Below are 17,108 nucleotides of genomic sequence, written 5' to 3' on the forward strand. Positions count from 1 at the left end.
AAGTTCCTTTCCTTCAACTCAAAACTCAACACTCAAAACTTCTAAAAAGGTTTTGTCCCATAGCTCCCAAAAACCTGGAAAGGACTTTTTAACACAGCTTGGGTCTTCGATTTCAAGGCCTTTAACCTTTAACCCCACAACAGCAAAGCTCATGGCTATCCTGTGATCATCATAGGTTTTTATCCGCGAAGGTCTGAGACCTTTACCGCCACGGATTATTAGCCCATCGTCTAACTCCTCTACATCTGCACCAAGGCGGGCAAGCTCAGTAGCCATGGCAGCTAGCCTATCCGTCTCCTTAATCCTAAGATGAGGGCAATCTTTAATAACCGTTGTACCATTAGCAAAAGGGGCGATTGCAGCAAGCGTTGGAACCATATCCGGCATGTCCTTCATGCTGACCTCGACCCCCTTGAGCCCACCAACAGATGGACCCACTACAGTCGTCCCCTTTTGAGAACGCATGACAGTGCACCCCATCTTCTCAAGGAGATCCACAAACCTTGCATCTCCTTGAATGGAATCTTGAGGCAGATTTTCTACTGTCACTGATGAGCCTGTAATAGCTGCCCCTGCAAAAAAATAGGAGGCACTTGAAGCGTCTCCTTCAATTTGAAATTCTCTTGCCCTGTAACTGCCCTGAGGAACTAAAAAGGCCCCACTGTCTTCTTCGACCTTTATTCCAAAGGCCTCCATTACTGAAAGAGTTATTTTCAAATATGGACTTGATGCAAGGGGGCCAACAAGAGAAATCCTCGTAGGTATCTTTGTATAGGGCGCAATGAGTAAAAGTGCAGATAGATACTGACTGCTTTTTGAGGCATCTATGGTTACATCACCGCCTTTAAAGGAGCCATCAGGCACAATAACAACTGGAGGACAACCTGTATTGAACTTGCTTTTCACATTGGCTCCCATTGCCCTAAGGGCCTGAAGAAGTGACTCGATTGGACGAGCTTCCATCCTCTTGGTACATGTAAGTTCTATCTCTGGGCCTTTCTCTAGGAGACAGACCACAGCAGTAAGAAATCTGATGCCAGTCCCATTATTCCCCATAAAAATAGAACACTTCCCTTGGGCTGGAGCGAAATTCCCTCCTGTACCGTTAATGACCCAGTCATCTCCTTTTTCTTCAATATTGCATCCTAGGGCAACAAGGGCATCCTTTAGAAGTAGCGGATCTTCACTCCTTAACGGACCAACTATGGTTGAGGTCCCCTGTCCAAGCGCAGCTGTAACAAGGGCCCTTTGGGTTATACTCTTTGAACCTGGGACACAAATAGTTTTTTCCAACAAGGGCATAATCTACTCCCTCTACTCCAATTCGACCTAAATCCTGCAATTGGCGAGTTTGCCCAAGATGCAAGGCGGGAAAATCATTTTTTGTCTCCATTTGCCGTGCAGGATTTAGGTTATACTCTGTCAGCAACACTCAAACTTAAGCCCCATATATAGCATTTTTCATGACCTCTACTGGCGCCTTTTTTCCTGTCCATAGCTCAAACTGGCCAACAGCTTGATAAAGAAGCATTTTCAAGCCATCAATAGTAGTCTTTTTAAGGGCTTTGGCTGTCTTCAAAAGCGGTGTTTCGAGGGGGGCATACACTATGTCCATCACTACCTCTGCCTTTTTCACAACTTCAATTGAGACAGGCATGGTTGTATCCCCTCCCATACCACAGGTTGTGGCATTTATGAGGATGTCAAATGATAATTCCTCTGAGAGGCTGAGCCCTGAAAATGTAGCTCCAAAGCGGTCTGCTAGCTCTTTTGCCCTTGATTCAGTCCTATTTGCCACATGTACTGTGGCCCCTTTTAAGGTCAGACCGTAGACTATGGCCTTTGCAGAGCCTCCGGCGCCAACTACTAGGGCCCTTTTTCCAGCAATCGGGCATATCTCCTCTATGGCCCTGACAGCTCCAAGCCAATCGGTGTTAGTTCCATAAAGGAGCCCATCGTTGTTAACTATGGTATTCAGGGCCCCAATGCTCCGTACGTGTTGGTCTACCACGTCAATAAACTCAATAACCGCTTCCTTATGGGGCACTGTAACAGAAAGCCCCTTAACGCCTAAGGCCCTTACACCCTGAATGGCCCCCCTCAGATCAACCACATCAAAGGCAAGATACACAGCATTTATACCCAATGCCTTAAATGCGGCATTGTGCATATTAGGGCTGAGGCTATGGGCGACTGGATGGCCGATTATTCCGTAGAGCTTTGTACCTTTTCCTTCACCCAATTTAATAGCCCACCTTTTACTAGTATGTCACGATCTCTGTCTGAAAGCTCCATAACGGCCTGAACCGTCTTCCCATTATCCAGTAGAATTTCTATCTCATCCTTCCCTTCTAAGAGGGCAGAGCGAATCCCTTTAATGCTTAATTTCATCCCCTGTTCAAGGTGATCATAATCATTCGGGTCTTTAAGTACTAAAGGAATAATTCCAAAGTTGATGAGATTTGCCTTATGTATCCTTGCAAAGCCCTTTACGAGTTTTGCCCGCACACCCAAATACCTGGGAGCAAGGGCCGCATGCTCTCGCGATGAGCCCTGACCATAATTTTCCCCACCTATTACTACCCAAGGACCACCAGTCTTTGCCCTCTTTGCAAAATCCGCGTCTACTGCACTGTAACAGTATTCGCTTATAGCAGGACAGTTGCTCCTCAACGGCAATATCTTAGAACCTGCCGGCATTATGTGGTCAGTTGTAATATTGTCTCCAACCTTCAAGATGACCTCTAATTCAAGATCTTCTGGAAGGGGATCGAATTGAGGTAGGGGTTTGATGTTCGGGCCTCTAACTATCTCTACCTTTGAACCATCTTCCGGTGGAGGTATTATGCCTGAGTCGTTTATGATGTATTCATCTGGCTCAACCAGTTCTGGTGCCTCACCCAGGCTCCTTGGGTCTGTGATCTTCCCATGAATGGCAGAGGCCACAGCAGTCTCTGGACTCACCAAATAGACCTGATCAGGCTTTGTTCCAGAACGGCCAGGGAAATTTCTTGTAAATGTGCGGAGACTTATCGCATCTGTCGGGGGAGCCTGTCCCATGCCAATGCAACCAAGGCACCCTGACTGGTGAATACGAGCCCCTGCATGGATGAGATCTCTGAGTAAACCTTCTTTTTCCGCCATCTCAAGCACTTGGCGGCTTCCAGGATTGATTTCAAAACTCACATCCTGATGGATAAATTTCCCATGAAGTGCCTTGGACACCACCTGGATGTCTCTAAAAGAGGAATTGGCACATGATCCAACTATTACCTGGGCAACTGGCTTGCCTTCCAGCTCTTTTACCTTCACCACGTTGTCTGGTGAAGAAGGACAGGCTGCCATAGGCTCAAGGGTCGATAGATCTATTTCAATGACCTCTGAGTACTGTGCATCAGGCTCAGATATAAGCTCCTCCCACTGATCTTCCCTTTTTTGGGCCTTCAAAAACTTTAATGTGATTTCATCAGAGGGGAATACTGTTGAAGTTGCACCAAGCTCTGTACCGAGATTGGCTATAGCCGCCCTGTCAGGTACGCTCAAGGTCTTTACCCCAGGGCCGAAATATTCCATAACCTTCCCTATTCCTCCCTTGACACTCAGCCTTCTCAAGAGCTCAAGTATGACGTCTTTTGCTGAAACCCACGGGGAAAGCTTGCCAGTGAGGTGTATTCCCACTACCTCTGGCATCCTAAGATGAAATGGCTGCCCTGCCATGGCAAGGGCTACGTCCATACCTCCAGCACCGATTGCAAGCATTCCGCATCCCCCAGCTGTGGGGGTGTGACTGTCGGAGCCAAGGAGGGTCTTTCCTGGACGTGCAAACCTTTCTAGGTGCACCTGATGACAGATCCCATTTCCAGGCCTTGAAAAGTGAATGCCAAAGCGTGCCGCAATACTCTGTAGGAACCTGTGGTCATCAGCGTTTCTAAAATCTGTCTGAAGGAGATTGTGATCTACATAGCTCACAGAAAGCTCTGTTCTAACCCTATCAATTCCTATGGCCTCGAACTCGAGGTATGCCATAGTACCTGTTGCATCCTGAGTGAGGGTCTGGTCTATCTTTATTGCTATGGGAGTGCCTGGTTTGAGCTCTCCTTCAACCAAATGTCTTTCAATAATCTTTTCAGTAACAGTACCCTGTGCCATCTTCTCCTCCTAAAATTAAACCCTGTCTGATCTTACAAAACCGAGCATCCTTTCGGTCCGCTCATCTAGTTTATCTGCGTATTCCGAAATAGAATACGTCTTTGAACACCCCTTACACCTAAGGGCCACTCGCCTTCAGCGGACACATAGCTCCAAGTCAGAGCCACAGATCTTACATTTCAATCCCACTTCATTTTCTTTTTTCATAACTCCTCCTGTAAGCAGACCTCCGTCAAAGTAAAAAATTCAAAATAGGCAGGTTGTTCCTTCAACTTAAAACTCAACACTCAAAACTTAAAACTTTTTTAAGGCCTTGCATACTTCTTTTAAGCCTTCTAGATCCTCAAACTGGTATGTTTTGACTTGATCTAATGGTACTGATTTTTTTATCAAGTTAGTGAGTACCTTCTTAGGACCAATTTCAATAAAGACCTTGATACCAGAATCAAACATATTCTTTATTATAGGGTACCAGAGGACAGGACTCTTTATCTGATCTACCAAAAGATCCCTGATCACAGAGGGTTCTTGTTCGGGTAGTCCCGTGACATTACTATAATATGTCAAAACTGGCCTTTTGAACTCCACACCATCTACGGCCATTCTAAACTTCTCTGCTGCTTCTGCCATGAGCTCGCTGTGGTAGCCACCAGCTACCTTTAAAGGTATCACCCGTGCCCCCATATCCTTTAAGAGCTTAGATGCATGTTTTATAGCATTCTTTTCACCCGTAATAATGATCTGCTCAGGGCTGTTGTAATTAGCAAGTGATATAACACCGAGCGTTGAGGCGCTGTCCACAGCCTCTTCTATCTGGGGTCTCTCCAGACCTATCACAGCTGCCATGGCGCCAGGACGTTTTAGTGAAGCCTCTTCCATAAATGCCCCTCGCTTTGATACAAGGGAGAAGCAGTCTTCAAGGCCTAAAATCCCTGCTGCATAAAGCGCCGGATACTCGCCAAGGCTATGGCCTGCGCAGGCACAGGGTTGTATTCCTTCTTCTTTTAGAGCAAGAAAAAGAGAAATCTCAAGTGCAGTAAGTGCAGGTTGAAGGACTTCAGTCCTTGTGAGCTCTTCAATTGGACCATTTAACATGATCTCCTTTACAGGAAGCCCAACAACATCTTCACATTTGGAAAAGACCTCTTCAGCCCTGTCAAATCCCTCTAGAATTGATCGTCCCATTCCCACATATTGGGTCCCTTGCCCAGGAAAACAGATTGCAACTTCATTTCCCATCTATTAGCCTCCTATGGAGAAATCCGCCTCTAGTTAAATCAATTATCCCAAATTATGCAATTGGCGAGATTGGCCCAGATGCAAGGCGCATTGATTTGCCCCTTTCGCAGTGCATAATGTGGGTTTAAAGTTGAATGATTCAGTTTTTAACTGGAACAAATCTATCAAAGATCTGAAAGGCCGTCTTAACTACATCGCTCGATTCCTCGAGTTCAAGTAAGGGCCTTTGCTCTACCTCATAGGTAAAGACAGTTTCGCTCTGAGATATGTATCCTCCGAACACGAGATCTGTCTTTTCGGTCGCCTCACGCACCTGTTTATCTAATGCCTCTGGAACTTCCTTAGGAGCCTTATTCACTATTAGGACCTTCTTGCCTACCTCAACACCCAACGAAGAAGTCAAGGATGCAATTCGTGTAGCTGTAAGCACTCCCCTTGATGAGGCATCAGAGACCACAAAAAGTGTCTCAATATCTCGCAGGTTCAACCTGCTTAAATGTTCCATACCAGCCTCATTATCTACGATAAGGTACCTATAACTCTTCATCAATTTCTCTATTACCTGGGCAAGAATGGAGTTTGCCATACAATAGCAACCTGGTCCCTCAGGTTGTCCCATTACAATGAGATCAAAACCGGTCTCTTCTATGATGGCCTGATTAATATGCATTTCCATGTATTCATTCTTGGTCATGCCTGGAGGGGTCTCTGTCTTCATTCTGTCCCTGATCTCTCCCAGGGTAGTCTCTACCTCAACCCCTAGGAGTTCATTGAGATTTGCGTTGGCATCGGCATCCACTGCCAGTACAGGTGTGAGCTTTCTGGAAACAAGGTACTTAACAAGGAGAGCAGAGAGGGTTGTCTTGCCAGTACCACCCTTTCCAGCCATAGCAAGACACAAGGCTTTATTTGGTATATTTGTCATAGACTTTTCTCCTTCAACTCAAAACTTCTATTTTAATTCTTTCCTTCAATTCAAAACTCAACACTCAAACCTTCTGAAGCGCTAATGTGCATACTCTTTCAACACTTCAAAAACTGTTGGCAAAACTGGCCCATATGGCCAGAGCAGTTCTTCTCTGGAAAGAAAAAAACCCATTTCATTCCTGGCCTGTAAAATCTCAAGCGCCCTCTTTGGACCAACCCCTGGTATCAACTCGAGTTCCTCTTCTGTGGCGGTGTTCAAATCTAGGAGGACAGGAGTAAGCACCCTATTTGTCTCAATATCAGAGGGTATTTGATAAAAAAGGAGCCCGGGACCAGTTCCCTTGAATAACTTTCTAGCCTCTTCTTCCAATACTCGGCTATCTTGTGAGATAAATTGTTGCATCCCCCATTTTACATACGAAAATGCATTAAAAAACACTATGATCATCAAAATAAACAGAAAAAAATAGCCGTCTCCCCTGCCTTCAACCTCTTGCTCCATATTCTCACCAACGTGACTGCTGTTGAGTTTCGCTATTCTGCCGGGATCAGGCCTTGAATTTGACAATTTTAAAAGCTTTTTTCCTCCAACTCAAAATTCAACACTCAAAACTCAACACTTTTTCATAAGCTTATAAGTGATACTATCCACAAGTGCCTGCCAACTGGCCTCTATGATATCATGTGAAACGCCAACAGTGCCCCATTTTTCTTCTTTGTCTCTGGATTCTATAAGGACCCTTACCTTTGCCCCAGTACCTGGACGTCCTGGAAGAACTCGCACCTTGTAATCAACAAGACTCATCTCTTTTAGTTCTGGATAAAAGGTCTCGAGGGCCTTCCTAATTGCATTGTCTAGGGCATTTACAGGCCCCTGGCCACATGCTGCTGTGTGCTCGGTCCTCCCTCCTACTCGAACCATTACAGTTGCCTCTGCCTGCGGAGGGTCTTCTTCCCTGCACTTTTGGTCAATGACCCTAAATGCAAGAAGGTCAAAGAATTTTTTGATCTGTCCCATGGCCTTTCTCATGAGGAGCTCAAAAGATGCCTCAGCGCCTTCGAACTGAAAGCCCTGGGCCTCGAGTTCCTTCAGCTTTGCAACTATCTCCATGACCACAGGATCTCTACTTTCAATGTCAAGGCCAAACTGCTTGGCCTTGGCAAGGACGTTGCTTTTTCCTGCAAGATCTGAAATCAATATCCGCTGTACATTTCCAACCAACTCAGGACGAATATGTTCGTAGGTTTCAGGATTTCTCTGAACAGCGCTAACGTGCACTCCTCCTTTATGGGCAAAGGCACTTTCACCAACATAAGGCTGATACTTATTAGGGGATAAGTTTGCTATTTCTGACACAAATCTCGATACTGAAGTGAGCATTGAGAGTTTTTTTCCGGCATTACACTCGTATTTCATCTTCAAGACAAGCCCAGGTATGATGGAACAAAGATTTGCGTTTCCACACCTTTCCCCAAAACCATTTATTGTGCCCTGGACATGAACGACCCCAAACCGAACTGCTGCAAGGCTGTTTGCCACAGCAAGCTCTGAGTCATTATGACAGTGAATTCCAAGCCTAATATGGTCGACCTCTTTAATCACCCTTTGAATAATCTGAGTAATCTCCTCAGGGAGAGTCCCGCCATTTGTATCACAGAGGACAATGCAGCTGGCCCCTGCCTCCCATGCCGTCTTAATGGTTTTTAAGGCATATTCTGGATTTGCCTTAAAGCCGTCAAAAAAGTGTTCTGCATCATAAAATACAGTCCGCCCCTGCTCCTTGAGCCACCTTACAGATCCGCCGATTAACTCGAGATTTCTCTCTAGGCTAATCCTCAGCGCATCTCTCACATGAATGTCCCATGTCTTGCCAAAGATAGTCACATGGGTGGTTTCAGCTTCTACAAGGGCTCTAAGAATAGGATCTTCACCTGGTTCAGAATATTTAGCCTGGTGGGTACTTCCAAAGGCAGTTATTATAGCGTGTTTGAGTGTATAATTTTTGATCTCTTTAAAAAAGGCCTCGTCCTTCGGATTTGAACCTGGCCATCCCCCCTCGATGTAGTCAATCCCAAACTCATCTAATTTTAAGGCAACTCTGACCTTGTCCTCTAAAGAAAGATTAAAATTCTCTGCCTGGGTCCCATCTCGGAGGGTGGTATCATAGATTTCAATCATCGCTCCTCCAGCCCAAAGCCCTCATGAAGGGCCCTTACTGCAAGCTCTGTATATTTTTCATCTATGACACATGAAACCTTTATCTCTGAGGTGCTGATCATGAGTATATTGATCCCGTGATTTGCCAGAATCTCAAACATCTTGCTAGCTACACCTGCATGATTCCTCATACCAACGCCTATTATAGACACCTTAGAGATGTCTGTGTCACCTTGGACCTTTTCAGCACCAATTTCCTTTGCAACACGTTTGACAATGTCAAGGGCGGTCTCATAATCTGGTTTTGGCACTGTAAAGGTCATGTCTGTTAAATCCCCTTCCCGGGTGTTCTGAATGATCATGTCCACCACTATATTTGCATCACTTATGGGTGTAAAAATCTTTGATGCTATACCAGGTCTATCAGGGACCTTGTTTATAGTGATCCGTGCTTCATTTTTACTATATGTAACCCCTGAAACCAGTATGGACTCCATGCTTTCATCCTCCTCTACTACCATGGTCCCTGGAGCATCTGTAAAACTGCTCCTGACGTGTATTGGCATGCCATATCGCATGGCAAACTCTACTGAGCGTATCTCAAGGACTTTTGCCCCAAGACTTGCCATCTCCAACATCTCTTCATAGGAAATCTTATCGATCTTTTTGGCCTTTGGGCAAATATTGGGATCAGTCGTAAACACCCCTTCAACATCTGTATAGATCTCGCACACATCTGCTCCAAGGGCCACTGCAAGGGCAACGGCAGTGGTGTCAGAACCACCGCGTCCTAGGGTAGTAATATTCTCACCCTCGGTTACCCCCTGGAAACCTGCAATCACAGGTATTATGCCAGACGCTAAGGCCTGTTTCAGTTTTTCTGCCTTGATATTCTCAATCCTCGCCTTTGTATGGGCCGAATCTGTCTCAATGGGCACCTGAAACCCAAGAAAAGACCTTGCCTCTACCCCTCTCTCTATACAGGCCATAGAAAAAAGGGCAATACTCACCTGTTCACCTGTGGCCATGAGGACATCAAGTTCTCGAGGATCGGGATGGGGTTGAATCTCTTTTGCAAGAGAAATGAGCCTGTTTGTCTCCCCTGCCATGGCAGAAAGGACTACTACTACATCATTGCCAGCCTCTTTAGTCTTAATTACCCTTTCCGCCACTCGCTTAATCCTCTGAAGGCTACCTACTGATGTCCCACCATATTTTTGAACAATAAGCGCCATTTATCTCTCAACCTCCTCGAGTTCTACCCCAAACTGGATCACTTCCAAAATGATGGAACCACCATTCCTCATCTGTCATTCCATCCTCATTTTTTGTTAGATCCATCTGGTATCTATCTGCAAAGTCCATTAGAAGTCTATATGCACTATTGATCCTCTGGAGTTCCTCCTCCAGGTCCCTTTTACCTGTATGGTCTGGGTGAATCTCTCTACATTTTTTCCTATAGGCCTCCTGTATCTCAATCCTACTTGTCTTAGGAGGAAGTCCTAGAAGCCTTCTCGCCTTTTCAATTTCCTTCCACCTTTGATCCAAATCCATAATTATTCTTCTCTCAACTAGCCATCCATCTATGTTCAAGGTTCAACATTCTGCGTTCCCAGGCAGTAGCATTTTAATTGCTCTTTGTGCCCGAAGGGCATGGCCGTTTATCCAACTCTGCCTTTGAATTCTTTTTAACCGAAATCGTGCAGTTGGCAAGTTTATCTACTAGGCCGACCCTGATTTTTTTAGTTTTTAGTTTTGAGTTTTGAGTGTTGAGTTTTAAGTTGAAGGAATAGGGTTATTAAACGTCGTTTACTCTAACTCACAACTCAATACCTCAACTTTCTGTGTTTGCATAATATATTGAAATCAAAAATGAAATATTGGTATTAAATCCGTAAGCGGTATTGTTGGGTTTCGCTTCGCTCAACCCAACCTACATAACTATAACTTCCTTCAACTCAAAACTCATAACTCAAAACTCAACACTTATAATAGGCCCTTTCCTTTTTTAACTATGCATAATAATATGTTTATCTATGGCGGGAAAATCAGCTCGATACATAATAGGAATAGATCTAGGGACAACCAATTCTGCTGTAGGCTATGTTGATCTTGCAGATGCAAGCCCAGAGGCCATTCACATAAAAAGTTTCGAGATCCTACAACTTGTAGGTGAAGGCCATATAGGCAAAAGATTCACACTGCCGTCTTTCTTGTACTTGCCTGATGAAAAAGAAAGGTTGTCAGGCACACTTTCCCTCCCCTGGGACAAGACCCCCAAACATATCACTGGTGAGTTTGCAAGGACCCGCGGACTCGACCTTCCTGGTCGCATGGTGTCATCTGCAAAAAGTTGGTTATGTCACGGAGGAGTTGAGCGCAAAGCAAAAATACTACCGTGGGGGGTAGACGATGTAGTAGAAAAGGTATCGCCAGTTGAGGCATCAAGTGCCTACCTTCATCACATGCGCAAGGCATGGAACCACGTAATGGATGCACCTATGGAGGAGCAGGACGTGGTTCTAACAGTTCCAGCCTCGTTTGATGAAGTGGCAAGAGAGCTGACTCTAGAAGCAGCCAAAGAGGCTGGATTAAAGAACGTCACACTTTTGGAAGAACCTCTGGCAGCTTTCTATGCCTGGCTGTCCTACAACGAAGATCGCATTGAATCCCTATTAAAAGAGGGAGATCTCATACTGGTCTTTGATGTTGGCGGTGGTACAACGGACTTCACTCTAGTCCGTTGTAATATTTCACAGGGTAAAATTCAGCTTGAACGTCAAGCTGTAGGTGATCATCTCCTCTTAGGAGGTGACAACATTGATCTTGCCCTCACTGCCAAGGCTGAAAAGGCACTTGGTAAAGAGCTGAAACCCTTAGAATGGCAGGGCCTCCTCAATCAAATCCGAGCCATTAAGGAACGATTACTAGAAGATCCCAATAAAGAGTCAGAGTTGGTGAGGATTGCTGGGCGTGGAAGGGGCCTGGTTGCTGGAACCTTAACCGCTGAAATTAAGAGGACAGAGGTTTTAAAAGATATACTCGAAGGCTTTTTCCCAGAAATACCCTTTGACGAACCATTGGATACAAAGAAAGAGGCTGCCCTCAGAGAAATGGGGCTCCCTTTTGAGAGTGACCCTGCAGTCACTCGACACCTTCTTAGATTCATAAAGATCCATGGCCAAGGAGTGCTTCCCAACTATGTCTTATTCAACGGTGGTGCACTCAAACCAGAACCAATCAGGGAAAAACTACTTAATGTGATTTCTTCTTGGGCTGGGACTAAAGTTAAGGCCCTAACAAGTGAATCTTTAGACCTTGCCATCAGTAGGGGGGCTGCCTATTACGGCCTTTCAAAATTGGGGCTTGGACTAAAAGTTGGCGGGGGGATTCCACGGGCATATTACATTGGGGTTAAAGGGGATAAAGGAGAATCAAAAAAGGCTGTTTGCGTACTAGAGCGTGGGACTGAAGAGGGGAGCGAAGTAGAGGTACCCCGAACTTTTAAGGCCATTACAAATCAGCCAGTCTCCTTTAAACTTTACAGTTCCACCACTAGGAAGGGGGATTCAATAGGAGCAGTGGTAGAGGCTGGTGAACTCCACGAGCTTCCCCCACTAGTTACTGTATTAAGATATGGGAAGAAAGGAGCCCAAAAAGAGATACCAGTCAATGTAAGAGCGACTGTTACAGCTATAGGCACCTTGGAACTGTTTTGTGTGTCATCTCAAAGTCCACATCGATGGAGACTCCAGTTTGATCTGAGGGCACAGGAAAAGGCCAGAGCCAAAACCATGCCCCAAGAAAATGTTATAGAGGGAGTAAGAGTAAAGCAAAAACAGTCAACCCAAGAAGAGGCTCTCTCACCTGCAGACAAAAAGGCAATAGAAGAGGCAGAAAGAGTCTTAAAAGAATTTTTTGACGGTTCTAAAAAAGGTATGTCCCTAACAAAGGTCCTCCAGGATTTAATAGGGATGGAAAAGAATCTTTGGACGCTCCCTTTGCTTAGGGCCATTACCGACATACTTTTAAAACTTGAAAAAAAGAGGGCACTCAGTCCCTCGCTCGAAGCTCAGTGGTTTAATTTAACAGGTTATACCTTGAGACCTGGGATTGGAGACTCCGTGGATCCATGGCGAATCAAATCTATTTGGCCTATCTGGTTTAAAGGACTTTATTTCCCAAATGAATTGTCAGACCGGCTACAGTGGTGGATCTTTTGGAGAAGGGTCTCTGCAGGATTAACTCCTGGTCAACAGGAACAGATCTTCGGGCAGATTTCTAAGGTACTTTTTTCAAAGACCAAGGGGAAAAGGGGAAAGAGGGGACCTAAGACACCAAAGCTTTCAAATGAAGAGAAAAAGGAAATTTTGTTCCTAGTAGGGGCCCTGGAAAAAATTGGCCCACAAAACAAAGTCAATGTAGGAGAACTTATCCTTGAAGAACTTGCCAAGAAAAAGATAATTAGACCACAAGATCCCCATGTCAAAGCAAAAATCTGGCTCCTTGGAAAGATTGGGGCGAGATCACTATTTTATGGCCCACAGGAACGTACGGTTTCACCAAACATTGTCTCAAGGTGGCTCAAAAGACTTAGGACCTTTAATATCGAACCCTCACAGTCCTTTTTCAGAGCAATGGTCTCCATGGCCAGATTTACAGGAGACAGAGCACGAGACCTCACAAGAGAAGACAGGGAAGATACACGCCTGTGGCTACAGGCTCTTGGGGCAAATGATGAGTTGACGCGACCAATCGTAGAACTAGTTCCCCTTGAAGAAGAAGATAGATCTTACTCTTTTGGTGAAGAATTACCCCTAGGACTGGTCCTCGAAGACTAAAATTTAACTGTTAATAGGGCTAATTGATAGGCAGTTGCTGTAAAACAGCTCTTCTTTAAAGGACGGACAGGCTGTCCCAGATGCTGGATAAAAGATGTCAAGACCCTCAATTGAAGTAAAATAGGCCATGTTAGCACTTACTCTAAATTAGGTGGTGATCTATGGCATATAAGATCTTTTCATTTTTATTTTTAGCTGTGGGAATTTGGGCCATTATGGATGGAAGCATTCGAGCATTAGAGGGCATTAAGGCAAAATCGTGGCCTATTGCGAAGGGGAGAATTCTCATATCACGATATGAACAATGGCGGACCACAAAAGACGTTCGTGTTGCAGGACTTTGTATAGATATTCAGTACCTCTACCAAGTTGGAGATAAAATCTTTGAAGGCAATAGACTAAATACGGGATGGAGATGTTTTGGAAACCAAAGGCACATTGAAGATGTGTTAAAAAAATATCCCTCGGGAAAGGAAGTAACTGTTAGATACAACCCAGATGATCCTGAGCAGTCACTACTTGAACCTGGTATTGATTGGACGTGTTTTTTTCTTTGGGGAATCGGTTTAATATCTATATCAGTTGGATTGCCTCTCTTTCGGCGCTCAATCAGACGCTAATCAAGCATTGTACTTTCTACTTACCTTTTCTTACCGTAAAAATACCCGTTGGGATAATTCGCATGGTACATTATGCAGTAACAGGTAGAAGGCAGAAGGTAGAAGCAAGCCCTGCATGGACAAAAGCCTGTGGCTGAAGGGCAAAGACGCTATATAAACTTCAAGGTTCAAAGTTCTCTTAATTCAACTCAAAACTTCTATAAAGGTCTTTCTTCCTTCAACTCAAAACTCAAAACTTTTATACAGGGTGACAACTTTCATTCGTCATGAAAGTTTACCGTAAAAATACCTCTATCACCCTATGCAGGACCGAGAGAGCCCCTTCTAACTCCCCCACAGGCAATTACGTTTCATCTAAAACTTCTCTAATCTTTTTGGCCAATGATCTAAAGTCAAATGGTTTGTGGATGAAATTGACCCTCTTTTCCAAAACCCCATGGCGTGAAATGACATTCTCAGTATAACCAGAAGTAAATAATACTTTGATATCAGGGATATTTTTTCTTATATTTTCATACAAATCCTTTCCATTTGTCCCTGGCAGTACTATATCTGTAAATAAAAGATCTATATCTCCTACATGCATGTTTGCTATTTCAGTGGCTTCCTGAGCATTCCTTGCCCTTAACACTTTATAACCAAGGCGCTCAAGTAGGCCTGACACCGTATCGAGCACAAAGGAGTCATCTTCTACTACTAGCACTGTCTCTCCTCTGGAGCAGGCAACTTCCTTGTCATTTTTCAAGTCATTGACATCTGAAATACCTTCATCCATTGGTATTGTAGGCCAATAAATTTTAAATGTAGTACCCTTTCCCTGGTCACTGTACAGCCTTATATGGCCTCCACTTTGTTTTACAATGGAATAGACCATAGACAGTCCTAGTCCTGTCCCTTTTCCCTTGGGTTTGGTGGTAAAGAAAGAATCAAATACGTATGGAATTATCCTTGGATCAATCCCCTCCCCAGTATCAGAGACTATCATTATAACGTATTCTCCTGGCTCAATACCAAGCTTTGCTGAGACTGTTTCATTTTCTATAATGGTCTTTCCAGTCTCTATCTGTAGGACTCCACCGTTTGGCATTGCATCACGGGCATTTATTGCCAAATTCACTAAAATTTGTTCAACTTGGCCCTTGTCTGCATAAATTAATCCAATATCAGGATTCAAAAACGTCTTGAGATAGACATCTTCTCCTAGAAGCTTTTTCAGCATGTCCTCCAGGCCTAAAACCACCTTATTGAGATTTACTGGCTCCAAACGAACCATCTCATTTCTACTAAAAGTCAGTAACTGCTTAGTCAGCGCACCCGTCCTTTCTACGGCAGCCAAGATTCTCTTCAAATTTTTTCTTGTATTTTCTTGATCTGACAAATCAATTAGGGCGAGTTCAGCTCCACTTCTCACTGCCGTAAGGAAATTGTTTATATCATGAGCAAGGCCCCCCACCATACGTCCAACTGCCTCCATTTTTTGGGCCTGGAAAAGTTGTTGTTCAAGCCTCCTCATATCAGTGACGTCAATTCCCATACACAAGACAAGAGTCTTTCCCTGAAGTCCCTCCACCTGTATGCAATTCCAAATTATTTGCCTCAAACGGCCCTCTTTGGTCTTGAGAGAAAATTCTACCCCTGGAGCAAAGTTACCCTCTTTTACGATCTTACAATGATCTTGGATCCTAGCTTGTTCTTCTTCGGGTATAAATAGTTCGATAAAATCTTTCCCCAATACTTCATCTCTTTTATACCCAGAAACCTTTTCACATTGCTCATTGAATAGCTGAATTTTTCCGTCTTCAATTCCGAGAATTATCATTGGAGCGTGCTGGACTATTGATTCAAGAAACTTTGCACATTTTTCAACTGTCTCTTCGACTTCTTTTTGGCTTGTAATATCTGTGAGGATACACAAACACCCTATTTGGCCTTCCCCTAAGTCAATGGGAGATGTTTTGATTGAATACCACTTTTTCTCCAGCTCATTATAGGCCTCGACCTGATTGGTCTCGCCAGCAAATGCCCTGTCCATATGACACCAGGGACACTGTCTATCTCTACCATAGAGGACCTCAAAACATTTCTGACCCTCCACATCGAGGCCCCTTGCATCCCTTAATGCCTTATTTGCAAATAGGATTCTCTTTTCAAGATCGCACACCATGCAATAAGAACTTACTATGTTTATAATATCACGAAAAAAATTTTTACTATCTAGCAAAACAACCCCCAAAATATCATCAATCTCTCTATCTCATGATGCTATTTTCGGAAGAAATTAAAATTTCTTTAGTGCACCTTAATATTATTTTTAAGGAATTTCTAGTTTGGTGATTTTTTTAACGAAGAGAGGAAGGCGTCTTTACAGGTATGACTGCAAAAATAATAGTATTTCCCTTTTAATTTCAAAACAATAGCATCTTTTTTGGGGATATATACTCCACAGATTGGATCTTTCACAAGTTCATCAACGAGGGCATCACTGCTAGCAGTTGTACCATTTTTACCATAATAATCAGCTTCTTTTCTTTTAGAAGTTAACTGAGACGAAAGAATTTTAACAGCATAGTAACACAGAAATAAAAGCGCCAGAAATAAGATTAGCCTCATGAAATCTCCTCAATGCCCCTTAAATCGATATCTTTCATAAGATCAGTTATGCTTTTACCCCAGGGCCTCAGAACAAGGCCTCCAGCGATCTCGGACCATGGCACCAATACAAATGCCCTTTGCGAAAGCCTTGGATGGGGAATCTTGAGATCATACTCCCAAATTATACAATCTGAATAATACAGAATATCTACATCTAATTCTCGGTCTTTTCCCCGTGCTCTGTCCCTTCCGAAGGCCCTCTCAAGGTCCAGACAAAGCTCAAGCAAGCTCCTTGGCCCTAACTCTGTTCGTATTTCACACACAGCATTTACAAACCAGTTGAGCGAATCCATTCCAACTGGTGCTGTTTTATAGAGTCTAGAGTGTGAAGAGAGATCTGTTAGAGGGAGACTTCCAATTCTTGAAATTGCAGACAACACATTCTGTTTTGGATCTCCAAGATTTGATCCTAGGCCAAGATAACATAAATGAGTCCTTCCCATGAATACCTCTTAAACGCTCACAGGGCGCACCATTTGCCTCGTGATTGAGGTCTAAACATCAAGATGTCCTACTACTATT

General features: G+C 44.0%; 15 protein-coding genes. 2 read left to right on the forward strand and 13 right to left on the reverse strand.

The genetic code is table 11. The features are described 5' to 3' along the window. Window positions 1–18: 18 nt before the first annotated feature. The 10 genes from aroA to DBT_RS00175 form a co-directional block, all read right to left on the reverse strand. Window positions 19–1,302 carry a 3-phosphoshikimate 1-carboxyvinyltransferase gene (gene aroA, locus DBT_RS00135; RefSeq protein ID WP_067615236.1) on the reverse strand — a complete coding sequence of 428 codons (1,284 nt, stop codon included), beginning with the start codon at window positions 1,300–1,302 and terminating at the stop codon, window positions 19–21. 136 nt (window positions 1,303–1,438) lie between these two features. After that, window positions 1,439–2,242 (reverse strand): shikimate dehydrogenase, encoded by an 804-nt coding sequence (locus DBT_RS00140; protein WP_067615238.1) that lies wholly within the window; start codon window positions 2,240–2,242, stop codon window positions 1,439–1,441. Continuing rightward, window positions 2,206–4,149: an aconitate hydratase gene (locus DBT_RS00145; protein WP_067615240.1), complete on the reverse strand. Its 1,944-nt coding sequence runs from the start codon at window positions 4,147–4,149 to the stop codon at window positions 2,206–2,208. Before DBT_RS00145 ends, DBT_RS00140 begins: the two co-directional genes overlap by 37 nt. Before the next feature lie 15 nt (window positions 4,150–4,164). Continuing rightward, window positions 4,165–4,278, reverse strand: a complete 114-nt coding sequence (locus tag DBT_RS12800; protein ID WP_425248290.1) for a dual CXXC motif small (seleno)protein — start codon at window positions 4,276–4,278, stop codon at window positions 4,165–4,167. Window positions 4,279–4,443: 165 nt separating this feature from the next. After that, entirely contained in the window at window positions 4,444–5,388 is a 945-nt protein-coding gene (gene fabD / locus DBT_RS00150; protein ID WP_067615242.1) for an ACP S-malonyltransferase, read from the reverse strand. 139 nt (window positions 5,389–5,527) lie between these two features. Continuing rightward, window positions 5,528–6,313 (reverse strand): ATP-binding protein, encoded by a 786-nt coding sequence (locus DBT_RS00155; RefSeq protein ID WP_067615244.1) that lies wholly within the window; start codon window positions 6,311–6,313, stop codon window positions 5,528–5,530. 81 nt (window positions 6,314–6,394) lie between these two features. Further along, window positions 6,395–6,883: a ComEA family DNA-binding protein gene (locus DBT_RS00160; protein ID WP_067615246.1), complete on the reverse strand. Its 489-nt coding sequence runs from the start codon at window positions 6,881–6,883 to the stop codon at window positions 6,395–6,397. Window positions 6,884–6,928: 45 nt separating this feature from the next. Next, window positions 6,929–8,494 (reverse strand): citramalate synthase, encoded by a 1,566-nt coding sequence (gene cimA, locus DBT_RS00165; protein WP_067615249.1) that lies wholly within the window; start codon window positions 8,492–8,494, stop codon window positions 6,929–6,931. Further along, window positions 8,491–9,708 (reverse strand): aspartate kinase, encoded by a 1,218-nt coding sequence (locus DBT_RS00170; protein ID WP_067615251.1) that lies wholly within the window; start codon window positions 9,706–9,708, stop codon window positions 8,491–8,493. The genes cimA and DBT_RS00170 overlap by 4 nt, the downstream gene beginning before the upstream one ends. Window positions 9,709–9,715: 7 nt before the next feature. Then, window positions 9,716–10,027, reverse strand: coding sequence for a J domain-containing protein (locus tag DBT_RS00175; RefSeq protein ID WP_067615253.1), 312 nt, complete (start codon window positions 10,025–10,027; stop codon window positions 9,716–9,718). A 482-nt stretch (window positions 10,028–10,509) separates the two neighbouring features. Between DBT_RS00175 and DBT_RS00180 the strand changes: the two genes are divergently transcribed. Both DBT_RS00180 and DBT_RS00185 read left to right on the forward strand, forming a co-directional pair. Continuing rightward, window positions 10,510–13,314: a hsp70 family protein gene (locus tag DBT_RS00180; protein ID WP_067615255.1), complete on the forward strand. Its 2,805-nt coding sequence runs from the start codon at window positions 10,510–10,512 to the stop codon at window positions 13,312–13,314. Window positions 13,315–13,475: 161 nt separating this feature from the next. Next, complete coding sequence (locus DBT_RS00185; protein WP_067615257.1) at window positions 13,476–13,934, forward strand: DUF3592 domain-containing protein; 459 nt, start codon at window positions 13,476–13,478, stop codon at window positions 13,932–13,934. A 343-nt stretch (window positions 13,935–14,277) separates the two neighbouring features. Here the strand turns inward: DBT_RS00185 and DBT_RS00190 are convergent, their stop codons facing one another. From DBT_RS00190 to folK, 3 genes are all read right to left on the reverse strand, one after another. Next, window positions 14,278–16,155, reverse strand: coding sequence for a hybrid sensor histidine kinase/response regulator (locus DBT_RS00190; RefSeq protein ID WP_067615259.1), 1,878 nt, complete (start codon window positions 16,153–16,155; stop codon window positions 14,278–14,280). Between the two features lie 101 nt (window positions 16,156–16,256). Next, window positions 16,257–16,544 (reverse strand): YHS domain-containing protein, encoded by a 288-nt coding sequence (locus DBT_RS00195; protein ID WP_067615261.1) that lies wholly within the window; start codon window positions 16,542–16,544, stop codon window positions 16,257–16,259. Beyond that, on the reverse strand, window positions 16,541–17,029 hold the full coding sequence (folK, locus tag DBT_RS00200; RefSeq protein WP_067615262.1) for a 2-amino-4-hydroxy-6-hydroxymethyldihydropteridine diphosphokinase: 489 nt from the start codon (window positions 17,027–17,029) through the stop codon (window positions 16,541–16,543). The genes DBT_RS00195 and folK overlap by 4 nt, the downstream gene beginning before the upstream one ends. Window positions 17,030–17,108 lie beyond the last annotated feature (79 nt).

This window comes from Dissulfuribacter thermophilus (assembly GCF_001687335.1).
Classification (GTDB): Bacteria; Desulfobacterota; Dissulfuribacteria; order Dissulfuribacterales; family Dissulfuribacteraceae; genus Dissulfuribacter; species Dissulfuribacter thermophilus.

Excerpts from the sequence above, each read along its gene's own strand:
- cimA (WP_067615249.1), bottom strand. The coding sequence starts at position 8,494 with ATGATTGAAATCTATGATACCACCCTCCGAGATGGGACCCAGGCAGAG.
- DBT_RS00170 (WP_067615251.1), bottom strand. The coding sequence starts at position 9,708 with ATGGCGCTTATTGTTCAAAAATATGGTGGGACATCAGTAGGTAGCCTT.
- DBT_RS00195 (WP_067615261.1), bottom strand. The coding sequence starts at position 16,544 with ATGAGGCTAATCTTATTTCTGGCGCTTTTATTTCTGTGTTACTATGCT.
- DBT_RS00145 (WP_067615240.1), bottom strand. The coding sequence starts at position 4,149 with ATGGCACAGGGTACTGTTACTGAAAAGATTATTGAAAGACATTTGGTT.
- aroA (WP_067615236.1), bottom strand. The coding sequence starts at position 1,302 with ATGCCCTTGTTGGAAAAAACTATTTGTGTCCCAGGTTCAAAGAGTATA.
- folK (WP_067615262.1), bottom strand. The coding sequence starts at position 17,029 with ATGGGAAGGACTCATTTATGTTATCTTGGCCTAGGATCAAATCTTGGA.
- DBT_RS00180 (WP_067615255.1), top strand. The coding sequence starts at position 10,510 with ATGGCGGGAAAATCAGCTCGATACATAATAGGAATAGATCTAGGGACA.
- DBT_RS00175 (WP_067615253.1), bottom strand. The coding sequence starts at position 10,027 with ATGGATTTGGATCAAAGGTGGAAGGAAATTGAAAAGGCGAGAAGGCTT.
- fabD (WP_067615242.1), bottom strand. The coding sequence starts at position 5,388 with ATGGGAAATGAAGTTGCAATCTGTTTTCCTGGGCAAGGGACCCAATAT.
- DBT_RS00155 (WP_067615244.1), bottom strand. The coding sequence starts at position 6,313 with ATGACAAATATACCAAATAAAGCCTTGTGTCTTGCTATGGCTGGAAAG.
- DBT_RS00185 (WP_067615257.1), top strand. The coding sequence starts at position 13,476 with ATGGCATATAAGATCTTTTCATTTTTATTTTTAGCTGTGGGAATTTGG.